Raw genomic sequence first — 20,360 nt, forward strand, 5'->3', positions numbered from 1 at the left:
CTTTGTCGACAAGCTGAAAAGAGCCAAATGATTGGCTCTTTTAATATTAAATTTCAATTATTCCCGATTGCCCTTTTTAACCCATTCAGCTACTGTCACTGTGCGTTTTGCTTGATGTTTCACTGCAGCTTCTACGTCTTCAATCATCTTTCCGTTTTGATCGACTGTAACACTCGTTCCATATGGATTTCCGCCAGCCCCAAATAGGACAGGATCAGTGTATCCAGGAGAAGCAATAATAGCTCCCCAGTGCATCATTGAAGTATATAAGGACAAGATCGTTGCTTCTTGACCACCATGTGGATTTTGAGCGGAGGACATTGCACTTACAACTTTATTAACTGTCTTGCCATTTGCCCAAAGTCCGCCTTGAGTATCAAGAAACTGTTTCATTTGCGATGCCATATTACCAAAACGTGTTGGTGTACTGAATATAATAGCATCTGCCCACTCGATATCTTCTGAGGTTACGACTGGAATGTCTTTTGTTGCATCAACAGTTGATTTCCACACTTCATTTCCCTCAATGACTGATTGCGGAGCCAATTCTTGTACTTTTAATACTTTGACCTCAGCACCTGCTTCTTTTGCTCCTTCTGCAGCCCATTTGGCTAATTGATAGTTTGTTCCGCCCATACTATAAAAAACTACAGCTAATTTTACATTTGACATATGATCCATCTCCTTTGATTTTTTAAATAATTTGTCTAAAAACCCCATATTTTCACACCCGCTTTTTTGTTTTCTTTTTGGTAAACCTTTTAAGAACCACCCCCTTGAAGGTGTTTAGCTGCCATTATTATTCCTTACTAGAATAAACTTAAAACATTTCAATTTAATAAATCTCAACTTCGAGATATTATAGATGATTTATTACTTCGGTCTTTCCCTGGTGAAGATTTCACCAATCTTTGCGTAATCATGTCCGGCCAAGCGACTGATGGCACCGAGGCTTCTTGGATCGATTTTTCCATTTTCATAAATGCCGCTTTCGATATGATATTGAACGACTCTGCCTATAATGAAATCGCAGCCGGGTGAGTGTTTATCTCCCAACTCTAATGAATATTCCAGAACACATTCCATACGCACTTTTGCTTCTTTTACGCCCGGTACCGAGACTTTCACACTTTCAACGGGAGTTAACTCCGCGAACTGAACTTCACTTTGACTTGGAGGTAAGCTGGCGGCCGTTGTATTCATTTTTTCAACATTTTGTTCATCAACGATATGGACCACAAATTCTTTGCTGTTCAAAATATTTCTCGCTGTATCCTTTTGACTCCCTTCCAAACGTTGAATAGACAGGGAGATCATCGGGGGATTTGAGGATACAATATTAAAATAACTAAAAGGAGCTCCGTTTAAAACGCCCTCCTCTGATAAGCTTGTAACAAACGCAACAGGTCTCGGTATAATACTCCCGATTAAAAACTTGTAGTTCTCTCTTTCCGTTTTGGTATGCGGATCAATGGACAGCATTGAATCACTTCCTTTAAAAAAATTAATCCAGCGCCTTCACTGTTATAGGAATTAATCTTCTTTCTAACTGCTCTCTGTAGTGTTCATACTGGGCCGGCAGCATTAACTGTTCTCCCATTGTTTGATGTGATTCATCATGGGCGAATCCTGGAGGATCTGTTGCAATTTCAAATAGGATCTCTCCGTGTTCTCTAAAATAAATCGCGTTAAAATAATTTCTGTCTTGCACAGGTGTAACACGATAACCATTTTCCGCAACATATTTTTGCCATTCTAATTGATCATTGTCATCAATAGCTCTCCAGGCAATATGATGAACTGTACCAGTCCCCATTTGTCCGCTGCCTATAGTTGTTAATTTCAAATCAATCATATTTCCTATATCACCAGAAGAACGAAAACGTACAAAATCTCCTTCTTCCCCAACTTTTTCAAGCCCCATGACCTTCTCTAATAATTCAGCCGTTTTTTCCGGTTGTTTAGATAAAAGTGTTGCTCCGCCAAATCCTTTGATTGCATGATCCGGTGTTATTTCTCCTGATTTCCAGTTGTTCTTTTCCCCTTCTTCTCTTTCGACAATATCCAGATGAAGTCCATGCGGATCATCGAACTCCAAGTATTCCTCTCCAAAACGGTTCATTTTTGTATAAGGCACATTGAATTTTGCTAATCTGTTTTCCCAAAATGCCATTGCACCTTTAGGAACGACGTAAGAAGTAACTCCCACCTGACCATCTCCGATTACTCCTCGACGGGCACCTACCCATGGAAAAAATGTCATAATCGTTCCCGGTTTTCCGCCTTCATTACCGAAATACAGGTGGTATGTTCCCGGATCATCAAAATTAACGGTTTTTTTCACTAAACGTAAACCTAGAACGCCAGCGTAAAAATCCACATTCTCTTGCGGATGGCCGACAATCGCTGTAATGTGATGGATTCCGCTTGTTTTCTTTTTCATTTTATTTCACTCCTCTTTCATAAAACTTAGCTTTATTATGAGATATAGGTTACAAATTCATTTACAGGTTTTCTAAATCCCCGCGGTTTTCTGCTTTCTGTTTTTTCCTTCCCGAGGGTGATCATCATGACAACCTCATATTGTTCACTTATATTCAATACCTCTTTAACCTTTAGAGGATCAAAGCCAATCATGGGACAAGTATCCCAACCTTTTTCTTTAGCAGCCATCATCAAGAGCATAGAAGATAATGAGCCATTCCTGATGGCTTCATCCCTTAGAAATTCTTCCCCTCTGGATTGATAGAAAGAAACCGTATCGTGAACCATATCATCGTATTCTTGTTTATTGAGGACTCCGAGCAGTTTTAAACCTTCGTAGATATCTTTTGCTTGATGAAAGGCCTTTTTGTCACCTAAAACGATGATGACTGCCGATGAGCTTAGAATCTTGTATTGGCCATTAGCTGCTTCATGCAACATGTTCTTCTTTTCTTTATCCAACACCGTAATATAGTTTGTATGCTGCAAATTAAAAGCAGAGGGAGCCAATTTGACGATTTCAAATATCTCATTAAGCTCCTGTTCGGAAATTGAATACCCAGGAAGAAAATTACTTGCTGATCGTCTTTCTTTTACTAATTCTAAAAATTCGGTCATCACCACTAACCTCGCAATCGATAATTATTATGAATTCATATATTTTGAATTCGAGATATTATCGCAAAAAAATTTACATGCTTTGGGCATGGAAGCCCAGTTTTTTCAACTTTTCAATTAGAACTTCTTTTTCTTTCATATCTAGCCCGCCGAAAATGCCTTTCACAGCTGCTTTATGTTTTGGAAAAAGATTGTTCATCAGTGCAGTTCCTTCATTCGTTAAGGCAGCGTATGTTATACGGCGATCTTTAGGACAAGGCCTTCTCACTATTAAACTTTTCTTCTCTAGTTTATCTACAACATAGGTCATACTGCTGCTTGCGATTAATACCTTTTCGCCTATTTTTTGTATCGGCTGATCACCTTTACTATAGATTAATTCTAAAACAGCAAACTCAGTTGGGTTTAGTCCTAAACATTTAATGTCTTCTTCGATGCGCTTTTTAATCGATTGTAATGCTCGAGACAAGACAATAAATGCCTTTAAAGACAACTCCTCTTCGTATCTCTCCATATCCTGACTGCCCATGGCATTCATCCTTTTTAATTATCTCGAATTCGAGATAATTGTATAATAACGATTTGCTTGTGTCAACTATTTAAAAGAGAACTGTTAAACGGATGCATTTGATTTGCTTTATTTTGCGGCGTACTGAAGAGGATTCATCTGACGAAAAAAACCGCCGACTCAAGGTCGGCAGCGCCGGCTGTTTCAAAAGTCTTATGATGTAGTCATAGCTTGTCTTTTATCTGGAGATGCAGCTTCGGATTCAGCAAGAAAATAATGGACTGAAGCTGTTCCTGTTTATTAATCGACGGATCCGCGTGGTGTTGATGGTTGTAGCCGTTAAAAATCGCAATCAGCGTAGACGCCATCACCTTCGGATTGAGCTGTTTCTGAACGATGCCTTCTTCCTGCAGCTGCTCGATCATTTCAACAAAAAACTCCCTCCACTGCTCATAAAGAAGGGCTACTTTTCTTTGAATCTCAGGATATCTATGACTATTTGCCATAAATTCCAAAAATAACGCTGTCGAATGCTCTTTATTTGATGTTTGAATCAAGTGTTCAATCCCTGCAAGCAAGCCCCTCAGCGTCTTTTTTCGAAAACAATTCATGCTGGTTTGAAAGCGATCTTCCATCTGCTCATTCATAATATGGAGAAACAGCATCTCCTTTGACTTAAAATACAAATAAAACGTAGCTTTAGAAAAACCGGCTTCTTTCATAATTTCATCTACAGAGGTTGCCGAATATCCATTTTGGGCGAACAGATGATATCCGGCTTCTACGATCTTTTGAACCGTATTCTGTTTCTTCTTTTTCATTAAGCTGTCCTGTCCTCTCTACTTCTCTAATTAAGTTAAACCGCCTATGTATTTCGATATACTGGGAACGTCAAGGACTCGTTATGTGAAAGAAAATTGGAAAAAGACGCTTAAAATCTTTTGCTCAAACATACACTTGCAGCCTAAGCGGACGTTCTTTCATCAAGCATAGCAGTGACATATAAATACCGCCAAGTGACATTAGCCCGGTAAGTCAACAAGGCCAATCGCCCTAACAGGCCGGTATGTTCCTTCCCTTGCAAAATTCCCAACATTCATTCTAGCATTTACTGCTAAAAACTTCATATATATTGCAATTTATTCAATTGGATTTTTCTGTTTTTTAAAAGCCTCAATGAAATACCCGGGGTCAACGTTCACTTCATAAGCAAATACCCCCTGGTTCGTATGGAGGTAAAGCAAACCGGCCTCGGAAAAAGGTCTGTATGAAACGTCATAGACGTGCTCCAAACGATACTGGCGGCTTGCTGTTAAAATTTTATCGTTGTACAAGTACATTTGATTCTGCTTTTTTGTATAAGTTTGCCGGTTAAAATCAATCGTCCGTTCTGTTTTGTAATAACTGACAGCAGCAATGGCCTGATGGCACCCGTCATTCATTTGAAACCTCCCTTTGCTATTCGTTGATTCATTTGGACATGACATATTCATCAACATATTGCCCTATTACTCTCAAAGCATGCTTTTTAGTGCCTTCAATGATAAAGCCCGTTTTTTTGTATAAACGAACGGCGGCTGTATGATGAGTCATAACAGTCAGTTCAAGTCTGTGAAGCTTTTCTTCACAGGCCCATTTTTCCAATGCCTGAAACAGCTTTACTCCAATACCTTGTCCGATATACGCTTGGCGTATGCCGATCACCACATGGGCGCGGTGGCGAGCTCTCTGAACCTGCCCCCTGGCTGCTGCAACATATCCGATTAAGCTTCCGTCGTCAGCCGCACAAACAAAAACTTCGCACATTCCGGATTCGATCTGTTTAATTTGCCGTTGTGCCTGAAGCTTTCGTTCACCTGGTTCAAACAGCATGAATTCAGATTCTTCATCGATCGTTTCACAGAGTTTGAGATAGCTTTTGGCATCCGAATCCTTTATTTTTCTGACTTGCACGAAAAAGCCCTCCAAAGAGTCTTTAGGTTTTCTATATATTCTGAATTATAATCGCATGAAAAGGGCTGTGCAAACCGCAGGTGCCAAAATCGATTCGCGGCTTCATCAAAAAAATAGCAAAACCGCCGGCATTACTTTTCAAGCAGCCTCGGTTTTGCAGGGTCACACGCAGGTTTTTGCGTGTTTGTCGATTCGGCGATTTTCATTAAATAATAGCATTCTTCCCTCATCATATGGTCTGCCATCAGTGCAGAGAACGTACCGAGCATCTGATCTGTAAGCTCCAACTCCTCCACTTCTTTCAAAAAGGTACGGAACAGTTCGATCTCAAGCTTTACGTCCTTGTTCATCCTTCTGAGAGCGGGAAAAGATTCAACATTCGCTCTGAGATACCCCGTCAATTCAACGGATTTAATGTAGAACTGTTCAAAGTGTTTGACAAACTCCCTGCTCTTCTTTTTCAAACGTTTTTCAACCGCATCCAGATCATCGGCAATTGCACCAGCATGTCCGGCGGCATCCATCAGCCACAGCATATGGTGGTGCAGCTCGTGGAAAACAGGCGGCACTTCCCGCTTTTTCAAGTATTTAAGTACAAGCAAATATTCCTCCAGTTCATTTACCATATGGTTGATAAAAGTCGGAGAAAGGTGAATTTTAATATCGCCTGTCAGATGCCTTTTAATGATGGAGAGTTTAAATTTCCTGAGCTGAAGTGCATATTCTTCAGCTTCAAGCGTTAATGAATACAAATCAGGCGAAGCATTCACTTTTTTCAGCAAAACATCAAACGTCTGCTTGAACTGCTTCGCCTTTTGAATATCTTCTTTTTCCCTTTCAGCCAAAGAGTCCAAAATAAAACGTGCATGATCACCTAAAACCTGAAGCCAAAATTTATGTTCGAAAACGGCCGTCTCCTTATAAGTTTTCAAGCTTGCGCCTCCCTTTAAGTACCATTCTTCAATATGGCTATTCGCTGCAAGCCCGAAATATGATCATGTGAATTGAACCTGATCAATAAAGATTCGGAGGCAGTACGTCATTCCGGGGATGTTGAATGACTGATGGCGGCGTATCATGAATATATGAAGGCGCAGGTCTTAACACTGGTTTTTTCGCAAGGGGCTGAGGATGCTCAACATACTGAAAAACACCTTCCCCATCCATGCTTGGTCCCTTCGCCCATCTGCCTGCAGCGCTCTCGTTGCCTCTTGAAAAATTAAATAATACATGAGAGACTTCCCTTTTTTCCAGATTGCGTGGAAACGTGCTTGGGACGACGACATTTTCTTTCGCTTCCAGTTCTTTAATGGCTGCAAGCCACTGGTTTTGATGCATCGTATCCCTTGCAATCAGCCAGGAGAGCATATCTTTGACACCGCGGTCCGTCGTCGTTTCATAAAGGCGGACGGCCTGCAGGCGCCCCTGCGATTCCGCGTTTAAATTTGCCCGAAAGTCGGCAAGCAAATTTCCGCTTGCGATAATATAATCGGCGGTCCAGCGGTTTCCCACACTGTCGGCCGGCATCGCCCCTAATCCTGATACGATGGCATGCTGCGGATTCATCCCTCCGAGAATGGCACCGATCACAGGATCTTTTGCCGCTTTTTCAAGATCGCCGACCGGCGCACCGTCCAAAAGCCTTGCAATCATCGTCGCCAGCATCTCGATATGGGCGAGCTCTTCAGCTCCTGTGTCCATCAGCAGATCTTTGTACTTGCCGTTTCCTCTGACACTCCAGCCTTGAAAAAGATACTGCAGAGCTACTGATATTTCCCCGAACTGTCCTCCCAGTATTTCCTGCAGCTTTTTCGCAAATAATGGATCTGGTTTTTCAGGCTTTGCATGGTACTGCAGTTCTTTAATATGAAAAAACATAAGATCGCTCCTCTCCAGAGCTACCTTATGAACGATAAGAACAATAGGTGTTTGTCTATGCCTTTAAACGAGAATTTCTATGAACCGCTAAGAAGGTCTTCAATCCACATATCAACTTGCCGCTCAGACATTCCTCCGACATACATTCGCTCTGGTCTTCCTTCCCGATTAATGAATATACTTGTAGGCAAATAATACATTTCCCAAGAACGGTAAACTTCAGCCGATTGATCCAAAGCGACCGGAAAAGTTAAGCCATGGCGGTCGACAAAGCGCTTTACCGCACCTTTCGATTCACGCACATTGACAGCGATGATTTCAAAACCGTCTCCTTTAAAACGGTCATAAGCTTTTTGCATGACCGGCATCTCCTCTTTGCACGGTGTACAAAAAGTCCCCCAAAAGTTGACAAGTACCGCCTTTCCCCGTAATTTCTTCAGTTCGATGTCACCGCCCTCTAAAGTGGATAGTTTAAAGTTCAATGCCTGCTGTTGAAGGACGGTGCCCGCCTGTTCATTACGGCCTCCGGCAACATGCTGATAAAGAGCATAACCAGCCGCAGAACATAGGAGCAGGAGGATGGCGCCTCTCAATAAAAGCAGCGTTTGTTTTTTCATTTTTTTCTCCCGATATGTAACGTTTTTTAGCCCTGATATGAAAAAAGGACTCTGGAAAAGTCCTCTCCGGTGCTTTCTTTATGATGAGTAGTCCGGCATTTGATGCTCAAAGCCGTAAAAACCTGTAATTCCAACATCTCCGCAACCCGACACTTTTGTGATATTCAAGAAATGGTTTCGGTACGGCGTCCCGCTCACTTTATCCGCAGCACTTAAATGAAGATGATTTCCCGTAAACTCTTTCTCGCTTAAAGTGATCGCATGTCCTGTTAACGTGATTCTCTGCAGCTTGATGTTGAGTGTGCAGCCTTCTGCATTAAAAATCGTAAACTTGTAATACAGCCATGTCGGGTAGTAATTTACATTGGTACTGTCCGCCATAAAAAATCCCACATCATCTTCAGTCATTGTCATGGTCGTCTTTTTCTCATCTTTTGTAACCGCAGCATCAGCAGGTTGAATATGAAAACCGAAGATCGTAATGATTGAACACACCATCAAAAATATGATTTTTTTCATTGGCACCCCTCCCTTTTTCCATATTATAAACTTTATTGAATAAAAAGGATATTGAAATTTAATCTCCGCGTCTCCCGATGAGTGTGCTGAACGATCCCTTACAAAAGTGTAATGTTCATGTCACGTTATTCAATTTTTTTATCAGACAATGAAACTTATCATCTTAGACAGAATCATAAATGAGGTGAAAAAGTGAAAAAGCATATCGCATGGATCAACCTGATGATCATATTTGCAGCATTATTAAGCGGATGTAACTTAAACCGTGTGGGGACAGACGAATATTATGTTCACATTACCGGAAACGGGAAGGAAGACACGTCGAAGTTTGACGACGGTGAGGAATACTCCGTCTTCAAATATGTACTGGCCGGTTTTGATGAAGACGGTCAAGAAAAAACAATGGAATTCACAGCTGATAAAAACCTTCGCATAGGCGCGTTTTTGCGGATTTTCTATTCTGAAAATAAAGGCGTGAAGTCATGGGAAGAGGTTGAAAAAGACGATATTCCCGACAAAGCCAAAGATCGATTAGGTGTGAAAAATTAAAAAAGCATGCAGGAGATGGCGCCGCCATCTCTTTTGTTTATTCCTGCATGCCTTCCTCTTTGCTTTTTTTAAGTGATAAAAACTCATCTTGAAAAATGCACATTCTAATAGCGTTACGGTAATAACCGTCGACGAAAAATTCATCCTGCAGCTCGCTCTCGATTGTGAACCCTGCCTTTTTATACAAGTGAATAGCTTTTGCATTATCTTCGTCGACGATCAAATACAATTTGTGCAAATTCAAGACGGAAAATGCGTAGTTCATCGCCAAATACGTTGCGCTTGACGAATAACCGTTCCCTTGATGCTCGGGATCAATGATGATTTGAAACTCCGCCCGCCTGTGAATATAATCAATTTCGACCAGTTCAACCAATCCGATCATCTCAGTCTCTTTCTCTATGATGAAGCGCCGTTCGCTTTGGTCGTGAATGTGTTTGTCAAATAAATCCTGCAGCTCAACAAAAGTCTCATACGGTTATTCAAACCAATACGACATAATCTTCGCATCGTTGTTAAGACGGTGGACAAACGGAAGGTTTTCTCTTTCGAGCGGACGCAATTTAAGCTGATTAAACATTTCAGCAACCTCCAATGTAAATTAAATTTAAGATGATGTAAGGCGCAGGCCGATCACCCCGATCATAATAAAACCAAGCGAGATAAGCTGCGGAGCACGAATACGCTCCTTAAACCAAAATAAGCTGACTGCCGTAATGCCGATGCTGCCGATCCCGGTCCAAACCGCATACGCAACACCGGCTGATAGCACCTGCATTGCTTTTGAAAGGCAGAAAAAAGACAAGCCAAACCCCAACACCATGACAATGATCGGCCATTTTTTTCTTGTGCCGTCTACATATTTCATGGCGATGGCTGCAATGACCTCTTCGATTCCGGAAATCACCAAAAACATCCATGGCATCATCAATCACCTCCTGATTGAGTATTGTTCTCTTTTGTAAACATCTTCATGCCAATAATGCCTCCCAACAGCACGATCAAAAAAAATATTTGCCCTCCTGAAAAGGGTTCGCCCATAAAAATACCTGTCACATATGTGCCGGCCGTTCCGATCCCGACAAATACGGTATAAGCCGATGCCATCGGAATGTTCCTGTAAGATCGTATCAGCATGATAAAGCTTACAGCGATCAGTACAAAGATCATCAGCCAATCGGCGAATGAATCCGCATGTTTAAGACCTGAGGCCCACACCACTTCCAAAAAACCCGCAACAATTACGAGGAGCCAACTCAATGATAACACCCTTCCTGTTGTGAATGAACGTCAGTCATTTTTAGGGCGATAAAAAATGAACAGCTGCAGCCGGTCATTTTTTACTTGGTTCCTATGCTTCTCTTCAGAAAAGTATATATTTCTTTTTTGAACACACTGATCTCTTCGTCTTTTTCCGCTCCGATGTAATAACGTTCCGCTATGTTTTCGACAAAGTTGATAATCGTTCTGGCCGTCCAACGCACATTGATGTCAGGAATGACCTCGTTTTTCTCAACCGCTTTTTCGATAAGTCCTTCAAGCCAGGAATAATAAGGCTGATAGATCGCCTCCCATTTTTCCATTGAATGGTCAAAGGCAAGACCTGAGTAGCAAAGAACGATAATATCCTGATGAAGTTCCGTCATGTTGAACGTCTCATCGATCATGATGTTCAAGGCGGTCCAGAAAGACATGGTTCCGTCGACCTTGCTCTTAATATGGTCCAAAGAATGTGTCAGAAGATTTTCCGCGATCGCCGGAATCAGCGCATTTTTGGATGAGAAATAAAGATAAAAAGTGCCTTGCGCAGTACCCGCCTTTTTCACGATATCTGAAATCGACGCCTTATCCAGCCCCTTCTCAGAAATGACTTCAATGGCCGCCTGCAAAATCTTTTCATATTTCCCGGACGTTTGCTTTGGCATATTGCAGACCTCCCTAAAAATGAATGACTATCATTCATTTTATTGGAGCGGCTTTTCATTGTCAACCGGGCGGCGCAGGACTTATTTCCTTAAAATTTCTTTAAAATCTTAAGCTTACGCTGTCTTTGGACATGAATCGCTTTTATACTTTACACATATACCGAAACAATGGAGTTGATATTGTTGAAACCGCTGATCAAGCTTGTATGCGGAGCTGCCTCTCTTATCGCAGCCGTCCTCGCTGTATGTTTTGCAGTAAAACGGAACAAAGACAAACAATAAGCATTGGGAAAAGTCCTCAGCAAAGCTTTTCTTTTGCTAAAAGTTCTTGTCATTCAATTCGGAACTTACCGGTTTCGTTTAAGATCCTTTCAACATCCGATTGCGCGATAAAGCGCCTTACTGAAAGGTTCATTTGGATAAAGGTTCCCAATCGGCAGGTGATATTTTGATACCACCCCTCTTTGTCGAGCATTTTAAATTTTTTGCTGATCTCCCTGTTCCGTTTAAAGGGAAATGCAATGTTCATCGTCATAATGAAATCGAACGATCGGTTCGACCTCCTATCGATTTCTATTAATCTTTTTGGACTATTGTAACGCATGAAAATATATACACAAAATGTAAAATATAGAAAATAAATATAATATAACTATTACTTTAATGTGTAAATAAAGAGCTTTTTTACCTTTTTAATATAAAAATCACGAAGGGGCTATAGAATGGAACTTACGATCACCAGAGCACTAAGCGAACTCAAAATGTTGGATAAAAGAATCAAGCGGGCCGTAAATGAGAGCACATTCGGAGGCTTGATGATCGGAAAGAAACTGCCGAACGGATTCCGGTCAACCGAAGACTTGGAAACCAGGGCGAAAGCCGATTATCAATCAATCGAAGCCTTAATCAAAAGGCGAAATGCCATTAAATCTGCCATTGTTGTATCCAACGCGACGACCAAAATCGAAGTGGCCGGAGTCAAGATGACCGTGGCTGAAGCCATCGAAAGAAAAACCTCCATCAGCTACGACATTCAGCTTTTGGATAAGCTGAAGGAAGTGTACGCTGATTTAGTCGGCGAAGCCGAGAACGTCAATCAAAAAGTAACGGAAAGACTGGACAAACACCTGGAGACCCTTTTCGGAAAAGACGGCAAAGTAAAAGCGGCTGAAAACCAGGAAATCGTCAAATCTTTCCTCGCTGAAAATGAAGCAAATATCATCGATCCGCTGAATCTAAAAGAGAAGATCGATTCCTTATCAAAAAAGATCGAGGACTTTGAAATGGAAGTTGACTTTGCATTGTCCGAGAGCAATACACTAACCAAAATCAAAATCGATTGACGGCCGATTGTTAGTCAACCGAAAACCGATAAAACTAAACACCTTCCGAGGGAAAGGTAACTCCCTCCTTTTATTTCATCAGCACAGCCAAAGAGACGCTGTGCCAACAGTGAGATAAAAGCTCAAAGCTCAGCGTTCAGCGTTTAAAGCTTAAGTATCAAAGCTCTTAACAGTTCAAAGCTTACGCCTTAAAGTTAAAAGATCGATAAAATCTGGGAGAAACGGCTGTTTGAGCATTTGTTTACCGGCTCAGTCGGTTGCCGCCCAGCAGGTTGGCTAACAATGGATCTCAATAAAAAAACGTCTGTTTTAGACGTTTTTTTAGATGAATCGCAAATCAAAGGATGCGCTCAATCTTTCTGTTTGTCCTTTTCTATATGCACCCACAGATAATAAATCACCCCGCCTGCTAAAATAACACAATCCCCAAGTACCTTTGCTCTGAGGGAACAAAAAATTGAAATAAAAACGCTAAAATTAAAGCCGGTACCATAATCATGAAGTATTTCTTTTTATCCAACATGTAGAACACCCTTGCATTGATTTTATCTAACTATACAATATAGATGCTGTTTGGTTTCAGTTTTTTAAAAATCCCAACCTGATTTATGACAATATTAATCTGGAATAATGCCAAAAAACTTATTCCAAACTTAAAACTCTTTTTCTTTATGCAAAATATAATGGCCGCGGGCAGGTTTTTTAATTTCAGGGTGATGTTTCATTAAGCTCTTCATAAATGTCGTCATGTTTTTAATCGGAAAGCCGGTTTCTTTCTCGATTTCAGTTTTGAGCTTAATGCCTTTCAAGCCCTCTTCATGGCGGCTTAAAATGTTTAAGGCAGCCTCACGGTGTATGGTTGTTTTTGATTGGAAAATAGTATAAGATGGAGTCTTTGTGGACGGATGTTTGTCAGCGGCATGTTGGGATTGTTTTAATTCCTCTGCTGCAGCGCTTGCCAAGTCGATTAATGAAGATTTTTTGTTAATTGCGGGATCACTCTCCCGATCCAATTCACGCAGCTTCGAATAAATGTCCTGTCGTTCTTTTCGCAATTCCCGCATCACCTGGATCTCCGCATCTCCTAGCTGTTCAAGTCTCAAACGCAGCGCTTCTCTTTCATTGAACATATCTCCCACATCCTAAAATTAAGATTCCATTATAGTTTATAGGACTTTTTTAACTTTAACAATTTATTTAAAAATAAATTCAAGAAAAGTTCTTTTTCTGGCTAAAACATATATGGAATATAAAGGATGATTATGTTCATGATTCCTCTATGGCAGCACCGACGGCATGACTGATGTTCTTGTATCAATCGGCATATCCTTCGTCCGTCTCCTCCAAATCATATGATCATATCCCTTCCCCCAATAATCCTTCAGTACATAGTCAGGCTCGCCGAATTTCTTTTTCCATATTCTCTGTGCACCGGAATAGCCGCTGTCCAAACAAAATTCCGTCACTCCCCGATTCAGAAAGGTCAAAAACATGACGTTGAACAGCAAAGTCCCGATTCCGCGTCTTTGATAATCCGGGTGGACAAATACCGTTCCTACCTCATATAAATCTTTTAAAGCCCCATCCGTACAAATGTCGATCAATTCGCTGGCAGGACCGTATTCGATTGTACCGATGATTTTATTCAAACGTTGGTCTGAAGCGATAAAAAAGTGCCGGCTCTTCCCCTTGCTGTCTAAGTCTGCTTGCAAGTATTGCCTCTTACTTTCAATTTCACTTTCTTTATCATCAAGCAGATTGGCTATCCCCTCTTTAGCAAAAGTATCTTCGACCACGATTCTGAAAAACTGATTCAGCTCTTCAACGTCGTCAATTTGCGGCCTTCTGATCACAATTTCATTCATTTTAAATCACTTCCTTATTCAGTTGTCGTTTCATTTATACCTCGGAATCTTGCTTAATTTCATTGTTTCCGTGTTCTCTTCATCTCCGGCTTTCCATCCACTTTAACGGATAACGCATGCCCGATGACATCCTCTTCAGGCATAAAATCAAAAGTCGCGATATGATCTTCCAATATGGCCTCCGCCATCCATTTCCTCTCCGGCATACTCGGAAAGATCGTATTCTCCTCTGTCATCATACGTTTTGCCATCTATGTATAAGGTGATTGTTTTCACGATCGTTCTTTTTGCATCTTCAAAATGAATTCCCCATTAGAACATTCTGGAAATTGTCCGCTTTTAATAAATTAAAGACATTACTGATGAGGCTGCTTTAATCTTTTTCGGATGAAAGAAAGCGTTTCTAATGCCAGCTTTTTGCGACAAAGAACAATTCCAGCATGGCCGCAATTGTAGAGATGTCTTTCAGGTCTCTCCCAACTTTCCCACAAATCATCAGCATCCTCTATATAAACATATTGATCATGTGCGGCGGAAATCAGCAAAATGTGATCTTTATTAACTTTCGGTACAGCTTGGCTGGGATCTGTAATTTTCCAATATGTTTGTAAATCTTCATATGTCACACCGTGCTGTTCCAATTCTTCTCTTATGAACTTACCCGGGATGGTATTCCATATCGCATAAGAAAGACGATTGGCATAAAATATCGATACCACTATGTCGATTTGAGTCTCAAGGGTAGCCATTAAATTTGTCATCCACCCGCCTAAACTGACGCCCACTATAATAACAGGGCCGGTTTTATTTGCTTTGATCCAGTGAATGAATGCCCGTAAATCCACGACAGCTTGTCTCGTCGATTCAACTGTACGATTCAAATTCGCACTTATCATCAATTCACCGCTGTAAAGCGAATGCTCCGGCTCTCTTTCAAAATGATATGGAAGAGAATAGTAATACATGTTCCAGCCTAAATCGTTCATGATACGATCATGAAATATCTTTTTTATTCTGTCGTATGAATCCATTCGCCAGCCGTGTACAAAAATAACATTAGGTTGATCTATATCATTCTTATTTAAAAAAACCTCGCCTTTTAAAGTATCATTGACAGGGTCTCCAGATGGAATTAAAGATTGATAGCTGAAGTGTCCAGCCAAATAGTTTTTTCTAGATTCATGAAGCATAATGGCGACATCAGCTGCATTTGCTTTATAGAATTCGTCTTTGTCAATCGGATTCAATGAAAAAGCGGAAAAATGTTTATCTTTACTTCTTTTTCTGTGCAAATCATATAAAGCTAAACGATCGATCATCTTTGCAAAAAACACTTTTTGCCCTCCTGATTGATATACACTTTGTTTAGTGCCCCTCTCTTTCCGGAGTTTTTTCGGATGCAGCGGACGGCTTTAGAGAAAACTTGGTAACTCCCTAATAAAGTGAATTCTAATTAATGTACTTTCATTATATCAATGAGCTTTATAATTTCTTCATTATCACCGGGGTCAACGTGAACTAGCTTTCTATTTTTAATAATACCTTGTGTGTATTCTTGCATGAAGTTTTTATCTACATCAGCAGGACTATCCCAACGTAAAGGAACGTTGTATACATTAATCGTGCCATCCCTATTACTACTATATGTTACTGATCCATCCACCAATCGAGAACCTGCTAACTGGATAACATCTTCCGGATAGCTAGCACTGGTGTCATCATTCGGATTGATTAGTTCGCCAGCCGAAATATGTCGAACATTCAATTCATCTAAATCTTGATTTGGTCCGAGTTGCAACCAAACTCTAGCGTATTCTACTTTCTTAGAAGAATAATCAGACAATGGGTTTTCTTTTTCGTTTTTAGAGAGATTTTTAGACTCTTTGTTTTTTGATTCTTCTGAAGTTGCATCATTTGAATCATCTTTTGCAGATACTTCCGAGCTCTTTTTGGGCACCGATTTATCTTCCTGCTTGCCTGATGGGTCACTTTCTTGTGTCCCTTTCGTTACTTCTTGAGATTGTTTAGCTGAGTCATTCTCTGAAGGATCTGTTTTTGCTTCTTTGTTCGTACCGCCTGTACACCCTACGAGCGATAAAATGAACAATAGGAGAGCAACATGACAATAATAATTCTTTGTTTGTTTCTTCAAATTCATCATTCCTTTCCTTTTACTACGATATCATACTGGTATTTCATGTCAATCAACTCACAGTTTCTTTTAGACTATGTAAATATATCTACTCATCAGAAAAAGCCTCTATTTTACCTTTTGATTTAGGTAAGTTATATTCCATAGTTCACTATATAAATCATATTAAATATACAATCAGGTTATTTTGAGGGAGCCCACTTAAGATACAATTTATTGATGCTTTAATACTCTTCTTAAGGAATTTTTCATGGTTGGAAAATGGGTTTAGCTGAACATTCTGTCAGAGTGTGATCAAGGAATTGATTCAATCAAGAAAATTGCGAAGGAATTTGATGTTCATTTCAGAACCATTCATGAATGGAGAACTTTGTATGAAATGACAGAAGAGGCAAGTCTGGAACGATCTAAGATCTATTCCTCTAAATTAAAATACTTCTCCGTGAAGGACTTCTTATCCGGGCGCTACCATTCATGCCCTTCGGGACACTCATGCTGTTTTGCTTTTAGAATCCGGGGCATCTATGAAATATGTTCAGGAGCGCCTCGGCCACAAGAGTATTCAAGTAACATCCGATATTTATTCTCATGTCAGCAAAAAGATTGATATGGATTCGATGAATAGATATGAAGAGTATATCTCCACGATAATGGAGTAATTTTTTTATTGATTTTTTTATGGGTGTGTTGTGTGGGTGTTACGGGTTCCATTCTTAAACTTTCAAAAATACCTACAAAAAACAAAACCCCCTGACACCACTGGTGCCAAGGGATTCCTAGATTAATACTGAGACATATACTGCTCGCGCTCCCAAGGGTGGACTTGTGTGCGGAACATATCCCATTCGATTTCTTTTGCTTCGACGAAGTGTTCGAATAGATGGTCGCCGAGGGCTTTGACCATGACTTCGTTTGATTTGAATTCTTCGAGAGCGTCTGCCAGTGTCGCAGGAAGGTCGACGATTCCGTTGTCGAGGCGCTCTTCTTTTGTCATCACATAGATGTTGCGGTCGATCGGAGCCGGTGCTTCGAGCTTGTTTTTAATGCCGTCAAGTCCTGCTGCAAGAAGTACGCTCAAGGCAAGGTACGGGTTCGCAGAAGGGTCTACGCTTCTGACTTCTACGCGCGTGCTGATGCCGCGGGAAGCCGGGATACGGATTAACGGGCTTCTGTTTTGCGCGCTCCATGCCACATAACAAGGTGCTTCATAGCCTGGAACAAGACGCTTGTAAGAGTTGACAGTCGGGTTTGTCACGGCTGTAAAGCTTGTTGCGTGCTTGACGACGCCGGCGATGAATTGCTTTGCCGTTTCACTCAGCTGAAGGTCAGCGTCTTTATCAAAGAAGGCGTTGGCGCCGTTTCGGAAGAGTGATAGATTGCAGTGCATGCCTGATCCGTTTACGCCGAACAACGGTTTTGGCATGAATGTTGCGTGCAGGCCGTGTTTGCGCGCGATTGTTTTCACAACGAGCTTGAACGTTTGGATATCATCGCAAGCGCGGATGGCTCCGGCGTATTTGAAGTCGATTTCGTGCTGTCCAGGTGCAACTTCATGGTGAGACGCTTCGATTTCAAAGCCCATTTCTTCGAGCTCAAGTACGATGTCGCGGCGGCAGTTTTCACCAAGGTCAGTCGGCGCAAGATCAAAGTATCCGCCTTTGTCGTTCAATTCAAGCGTAGGCTCGCCTTTTTCGTCAAGCTTGAACAGGAAGAATTCCGGCTCTGGTCCAAGATTGAAATCTGAGAAGCCCATGTCTTCCATTTCTTTCAAAATGCGCTTCAAGTTGTTGCGCGGATCGCCTTGAAACGGCGTGCCGTCCGGATTATAAATATCGCAGATGAAGCGGGCTACTTTACCTTTTTCGGCGGTCCATGGGAAAATCACAAATGTATCTAAGTCAGGGTACAAGTACATATCGGATTCTTCAATGCGGACGAATCCTTCGATTGAAGAGCCGTCGAACATGACTTTATTATCAAGTGCTTTCTCCAGCTGGCTCACAGGAATTTCAACGTTTTTAATCGTTCCAAGAATGTCTGTAAACTGAAGGCGGATATATTTTACATTCTCCTCATTTACTAGTTTAACAATGTCGTCTCTTGTATACTTTGCCATTCGTAAAACTCCTCCTCTAAAAGGTAAATGTATATAGCAATGCAGTTGCTAACAAATTAATGAAAAAACCTGGACATGTCTCCCTGGCGGAATGTCGTCCCTCTTTGGAAACGGCCTGCTTGGATAAGCTCGTTTTTCAGCAGTTTTCTCAGTTCTTCATCCGACAAGTTGTGCTTCTCTGCTTTTTTCGGCTTGTCTTGTTTGTCTTCTTTTTGTTCGTTTTCTGTTTTGGCGAAAATTTGTTTAATCCCCGCCATGTTTACACCTTGTTCGATCAAATCTTTAATTTCGAGCAGCTTATCTACATCATGGAATGAAAATAAACGTCTGTTCCCTTCGCTTCTTGCAGGAAATACCAGTCCATTTTCCTCATAATACCGAATTTGTCTTGCAGAAAGTTCGGTCAGCTGCATGACGATACCTATCGGAAATAAGGGCATTGAGCGGCGAATTTTATCACTCATCTCAATTTCCTCCTTTTCTTATATAAATTTATTATATGTGATGTTATATAACATGTCAACATGATGTAAGGATTCTTTACATGAAAATATTCTTTATTTTCTTTACATTAATCCCTGCTTCATGAGCGCATCCACAGCACTGCATATCGCATTCTTCACATGGGAATAGGTTAATCCGCCTTGGACATATGCCGCATAAGGCGGTCTTATAGGGCCATCCGCTGATAGTTCAATGCTCGCTCCCTGTACAAAAGTGCCGGCCGCCATAATGACATCGTCTTCATAGCCCGGCATGTAGCTCGGATACGGCGTCACATGAGCATTGACAGGAGAAGCGTACTGAATCGCCTGACAAAACGCGATCATCTGCTCCGGGTTGGAAAATTCGACAGACTGGATCAAATCGGTCCGCTTGCTGTTCCATGAAGGATTCGTCCTAAACCCGAGCTTTTCGAGAAAGCGGGCTGTGAACACGGCGCCTTTTAATGCCTGGGAGACAACATGCGGCGCAAGGAAAAAGCCCTGGTACATCTCCTGGAGGGTATACAACGACGCACCTGCTTCACTGCCGATTCCCGGTGACGTCATTCTGTAGGAGCAGGCTTTCACCCATTTTTCCTTGCCGGTGATATAGCCGCCTGTTTTGGCGAGACCGCCTCCCGGGTTTTTAATAAGCGAACCTGCCATCAGATCCGCTCCAACATGGCACGGCTCACGCTCTTCTACAAATTCGCCGTAGCAGTTGTCGACGAAAACGATGATGTTTTCGTTTATTTCTTTAACAAAGCGAATCATCTTCTCAATCTCATCTATTGTAAAAGACGGACGATCGGCGTATCCTTTTGAGCGCTGGATTCCGACGACCTTTGTCTGCGGTGTGATGGAAGCTGCCACCCGCTCAAAATCAACGGCTCCCTCTTCTGTCAGCTCGACATGGCTGTATCCGATCTGGAAGTCCTTCAAAGACCCCGAGTTTTCCTCACCCCTGACGCCGACGATCTCTTCGAGGGTATCGTACGGTTTGCCGGTGATGTAAAGAAGTTCATCCCCCGGGCGGAGAACGCCGAATAAAGCGATTGATATCGCATGGGTTCCCGAGATGATCTGCGGTCTGACAAGGGCTGCTTCACCGCCGAAGACGTCGGCATAAACTTTTTCCAGCGTATCACGGCCGATGTCATCGTAGCCGTAGCCTGTCGATGGTGTGAAATGCGTGTCCGATACTTTGTGTTTTCTGTAGCTTTCGAGCACCCTCCACTCATTTCGTTCACTGATCTCATCAATTGTTTTGTGGATCTGTGCGATGTCGGTTTCAGCCTCCACCGCCGTTTTCTTTAGTAGATCTCCGTGTTTTAATGTCTCAAACATG

General features: G+C 41.6%; 24 protein-coding genes and 3 pseudogenes. 3 read left to right on the forward strand and 24 right to left on the reverse strand.

The features are described 5' to 3' along the window. Positions 1-57 precede the first annotated feature (57 nt). The 12 genes from wrbA to BTA31_RS09900 all read right to left on the reverse strand — a co-directional run bounded on the left by wrbA (position 58) and on the right by BTA31_RS09900 (position 8,577). Positions 58-672, reverse strand: coding sequence for an NAD(P)H:quinone oxidoreductase (wrbA, locus tag BTA31_RS09845; protein ID WP_076791316.1), 615 nt, complete (start codon positions 670-672; stop codon positions 58-60). Positions 673-873: 201 nt separating this feature from the next. Then, complete coding sequence (locus BTA31_RS09850; protein WP_043926437.1) at positions 874-1,482, reverse strand: flavin reductase family protein; 609 nt, start codon at positions 1,480-1,482, stop codon at positions 874-876. A 22-nt stretch (positions 1,483-1,504) separates the two neighbouring features. Next, entirely contained in the window at positions 1,505-2,443 is a 939-nt protein-coding gene (locus tag BTA31_RS09855; RefSeq protein WP_043926436.1) for a ring-cleaving dioxygenase, read from the reverse strand. A 35-nt stretch (positions 2,444-2,478) separates the two neighbouring features. Beyond that, positions 2,479-3,102 (reverse strand): nitroreductase family protein, encoded by a 624-nt coding sequence (locus BTA31_RS09860; RefSeq protein WP_043926435.1) that lies wholly within the window; start codon positions 3,100-3,102, stop codon positions 2,479-2,481. A gap of 73 nt (positions 3,103-3,175) precedes the next feature. Continuing rightward, complete coding sequence (locus BTA31_RS09865; RefSeq protein WP_076791192.1) at positions 3,176-3,631, reverse strand: MarR family winged helix-turn-helix transcriptional regulator; 456 nt, start codon at positions 3,629-3,631, stop codon at positions 3,176-3,178. A 203-nt stretch (positions 3,632-3,834) separates the two neighbouring features. Then, positions 3,835-4,431 carry a TetR/AcrR family transcriptional regulator gene (locus tag BTA31_RS09870; protein WP_043926433.1) on the reverse strand — a complete coding sequence of 199 codons (597 nt, stop codon included), beginning with the start codon at positions 4,429-4,431 and terminating at the stop codon, positions 3,835-3,837. 318 nt (positions 4,432-4,749) lie between these two features. Beyond that, positions 4,750-5,052 carry a hypothetical protein gene (locus BTA31_RS09875; protein ID WP_076791195.1) on the reverse strand — a complete coding sequence of 101 codons (303 nt, stop codon included), beginning with the start codon at positions 5,050-5,052 and terminating at the stop codon, positions 4,750-4,752. A gap of 28 nt (positions 5,053-5,080) precedes the next feature. Then, a complete protein-coding gene (locus BTA31_RS09880) occupies positions 5,081-5,563 on the reverse strand; it encodes a GNAT family N-acetyltransferase (protein WP_076791197.1) in 483 nt (160 codons plus the stop codon). Between the two features lie 131 nt (positions 5,564-5,694). Beyond that, positions 5,695-6,495, reverse strand: coding sequence for a DUF2935 domain-containing protein (locus BTA31_RS09885; RefSeq protein ID WP_043926431.1), 801 nt, complete (start codon positions 6,493-6,495; stop codon positions 5,695-5,697). Between the two features lie 82 nt (positions 6,496-6,577). Beyond that, on the reverse strand, positions 6,578-7,441 hold the full coding sequence (locus BTA31_RS09890) for a manganese catalase (RefSeq protein WP_076791199.1): 864 nt from the start codon (positions 7,439-7,441) through the stop codon (positions 6,578-6,580). 77 nt (positions 7,442-7,518) lie between these two features. Further along, positions 7,519-8,058 (reverse strand): thiol-disulfide oxidoreductase ResA, encoded by a 540-nt coding sequence (resA, locus tag BTA31_RS09895; RefSeq protein ID WP_076791202.1) that lies wholly within the window; start codon positions 8,056-8,058, stop codon positions 7,519-7,521. 78 nt (positions 8,059-8,136) lie between these two features. After that, positions 8,137-8,577, reverse strand: coding sequence for a hypothetical protein (locus BTA31_RS09900; RefSeq protein WP_076791205.1), 441 nt, complete (start codon positions 8,575-8,577; stop codon positions 8,137-8,139). Positions 8,578-8,769: 192 nt separating this feature from the next. On the opposite strand from BTA31_RS09900, the gene BTA31_RS09905 reads away from it, so the two are divergent. Beyond that, positions 8,770-9,126 (forward strand): YxeA family protein, encoded by a 357-nt coding sequence (locus tag BTA31_RS09905; RefSeq protein WP_076791207.1) that lies wholly within the window; start codon positions 8,770-8,772, stop codon positions 9,124-9,126. 37 nt (positions 9,127-9,163) lie between these two features. Here BTA31_RS09905 and speG read toward each other — a convergent pair. The 4 genes and pseudogenes from speG to BTA31_RS09925 form a co-directional block, all read right to left on the reverse strand. Continuing rightward, positions 9,164-9,706, reverse strand: a pseudogene (gene speG / locus BTA31_RS09910) (spermidine N1-acetyltransferase). Between the two features lie 27 nt (positions 9,707-9,733). Then, positions 9,734-10,051 (reverse strand): DMT family transporter, encoded by a 318-nt coding sequence (locus BTA31_RS09915; protein WP_043929122.1) that lies wholly within the window; start codon positions 10,049-10,051, stop codon positions 9,734-9,736. A 2-nt stretch (positions 10,052-10,053) separates the two neighbouring features. Continuing rightward, the gene (locus BTA31_RS09920) at positions 10,054-10,386 is read right to left on the reverse strand and encodes a DMT family transporter (RefSeq protein WP_076791210.1); all 333 of its coding nucleotides are present in this window, start codon (positions 10,384-10,386) and stop codon (positions 10,054-10,056) included. Between the two features lie 80 nt (positions 10,387-10,466). Further along, complete coding sequence (locus BTA31_RS09925) at positions 10,467-11,051, reverse strand: TetR/AcrR family transcriptional regulator (RefSeq protein WP_043929118.1); 585 nt, start codon at positions 11,049-11,051, stop codon at positions 10,467-10,469. A gap of 722 nt (positions 11,052-11,773) precedes the next feature. Between BTA31_RS09925 and BTA31_RS09935 the strand changes: the two genes are divergently transcribed. Then, positions 11,774-12,394 carry a hypothetical protein gene (locus BTA31_RS09935; protein ID WP_043929120.1) on the forward strand — a complete coding sequence of 207 codons (621 nt, stop codon included), beginning with the start codon at positions 11,774-11,776 and terminating at the stop codon, positions 12,392-12,394. A gap of 653 nt (positions 12,395-13,047) precedes the next feature. Here BTA31_RS09935 and BTA31_RS09940 read toward each other — a convergent pair. The 5 genes and pseudogenes from BTA31_RS09940 to BTA31_RS09960 all read right to left on the reverse strand — a co-directional run bounded on the left by BTA31_RS09940 (position 13,048) and on the right by BTA31_RS09960 (position 16,411). Further along, positions 13,048-13,524 (reverse strand): Rok-like winged helix domain-containing protein, encoded by a 477-nt coding sequence (locus tag BTA31_RS09940; protein WP_076791212.1) that lies wholly within the window; start codon positions 13,522-13,524, stop codon positions 13,048-13,050. A gap of 147 nt (positions 13,525-13,671) precedes the next feature. Further along, entirely contained in the window at positions 13,672-14,259 is a 588-nt protein-coding gene (locus tag BTA31_RS09945; RefSeq protein WP_076791214.1) for a GNAT family N-acetyltransferase, read from the reverse strand. A gap of 30 nt (positions 14,260-14,289) precedes the next feature. Continuing rightward, positions 14,290-14,571, reverse strand: a pseudogene (locus BTA31_RS09950) (DUF4944 domain-containing protein); the annotation flags it as partial. A 44-nt stretch (positions 14,572-14,615) separates the two neighbouring features. Then, positions 14,616-15,593, reverse strand: a complete 978-nt coding sequence (locus BTA31_RS09955) for an alpha/beta hydrolase family protein (protein WP_076791216.1) — start codon at positions 15,591-15,593, stop codon at positions 14,616-14,618. Positions 15,594-15,712: 119 nt separating this feature from the next. Then, positions 15,713-16,411 (reverse strand): hypothetical protein, encoded by a 699-nt coding sequence (locus BTA31_RS09960; RefSeq protein WP_076791319.1) that lies wholly within the window; start codon positions 16,409-16,411, stop codon positions 15,713-15,715. A gap of 470 nt (positions 16,412-16,881) precedes the next feature. On the opposite strand from BTA31_RS09960, the pseudogene BTA31_RS09965 reads away from it, so the two are divergent. Continuing rightward, a pseudogene (locus tag BTA31_RS09965) lies at positions 16,882-17,070 on the forward strand (tyrosine-type recombinase/integrase); the annotation flags it as partial. Between the two features lie 122 nt (positions 17,071-17,192). Here the strand turns inward: BTA31_RS09965 and glnA are convergent. From glnA to BTA31_RS09980, 3 genes are all read right to left on the reverse strand, one after another. Continuing rightward, positions 17,193-18,527: a type I glutamate--ammonia ligase gene (gene glnA, locus BTA31_RS09970; protein ID WP_076791218.1), complete on the reverse strand. Its 1,335-nt coding sequence runs from the start codon at positions 18,525-18,527 to the stop codon at positions 17,193-17,195. A 56-nt stretch (positions 18,528-18,583) separates the two neighbouring features. After that, a complete protein-coding gene (locus tag BTA31_RS09975; protein WP_003182143.1) occupies positions 18,584-18,991 on the reverse strand; it encodes a MerR family transcriptional regulator in 408 nt (135 codons plus the stop codon). 102 nt (positions 18,992-19,093) lie between these two features. After that, entirely contained in the window at positions 19,094-20,359 is a 1,266-nt protein-coding gene (locus BTA31_RS09980; protein ID WP_076791221.1) for a methionine gamma-lyase family protein, read from the reverse strand. Between the last annotated feature and the right edge of the window lies 1 nt (position 20,360).

This window comes from Bacillus haynesii (assembly GCF_001969855.1).
Lineage (GTDB): Bacteria > Bacillota > Bacilli > Bacillales > Bacillaceae > Bacillus > Bacillus haynesii.

Coding starts and splice junctions, on each gene's coding strand:
- BTA31_RS09865 (WP_076791192.1), bottom strand. CDS start 3,631: ATGGGCAGTCAGGATATGGAGAGATACGAAGAGGAGTTGTCTTTAAAG.
- BTA31_RS09890 (WP_076791199.1), bottom strand. CDS start 7,441: ATGTTTTTTCATATTAAAGAACTGCAGTACCATGCAAAGCCTGAAAAA.
- BTA31_RS09860 (WP_043926435.1), bottom strand. CDS start 3,102: ATGACCGAATTTTTAGAATTAGTAAAAGAAAGACGATCAGCAAGTAAT.
- BTA31_RS09855 (WP_043926436.1), bottom strand. CDS start 2,443: ATGAAAAAGAAAACAAGCGGAATCCATCACATTACAGCGATTGTCGGC.
- BTA31_RS09915 (WP_043929122.1), bottom strand. CDS start 10,051: ATGCCATGGATGTTTTTGGTGATTTCCGGAATCGAAGAGGTCATTGCA.
- BTA31_RS09925 (WP_043929118.1), bottom strand. CDS start 11,051: ATGCCAAAGCAAACGTCCGGGAAATATGAAAAGATTTTGCAGGCGGCC.
- BTA31_RS09850 (WP_043926437.1), bottom strand. CDS start 1,482: ATGCTGTCCATTGATCCGCATACCAAAACGGAAAGAGAGAACTACAAG.
- BTA31_RS09975 (WP_003182143.1), bottom strand. CDS start 18,991: ATGAGTGATAAAATTCGCCGCTCAATGCCCTTATTTCCGATAGGTATC.
- resA (WP_076791202.1), bottom strand. CDS start 8,058: ATGAAAAAACAAACGCTGCTTTTATTGAGAGGCGCCATCCTCCTGCTC.
- BTA31_RS09900 (WP_076791205.1), bottom strand. CDS start 8,577: ATGAAAAAAATCATATTTTTGATGGTGTGTTCAATCATTACGATCTTC.
- BTA31_RS09935 (WP_043929120.1), top strand. CDS start 11,774: ATGGAACTTACGATCACCAGAGCACTAAGCGAACTCAAAATGTTGGAT.
- BTA31_RS09875 (WP_076791195.1), bottom strand. CDS start 5,052: ATGAATGACGGGTGCCATCAGGCCATTGCTGCTGTCAGTTATTACAAA.
- BTA31_RS09980 (WP_076791221.1), bottom strand. CDS start 20,359: ATGTTTGAGACATTAAAACACGGAGATCTACTAAAGAAAACGGCGGTG.
- glnA (WP_076791218.1), bottom strand. CDS start 18,527: ATGGCAAAGTATACAAGAGACGACATTGTTAAACTAGTAAATGAGGAG.
- wrbA (WP_076791316.1), bottom strand. CDS start 672: ATGTCAAATGTAAAATTAGCTGTAGTTTTTTATAGTATGGGCGGAACA.
- BTA31_RS09940 (WP_076791212.1), bottom strand. CDS start 13,524: ATGTTCAATGAAAGAGAAGCGCTGCGTTTGAGACTTGAACAGCTAGGA.
- BTA31_RS09870 (WP_043926433.1), bottom strand. CDS start 4,431: ATGAAAAAGAAGAAACAGAATACGGTTCAAAAGATCGTAGAAGCCGGA.
- BTA31_RS09945 (WP_076791214.1), bottom strand. CDS start 14,259: ATGAATGAAATTGTGATCAGAAGGCCGCAAATTGACGACGTTGAAGAG.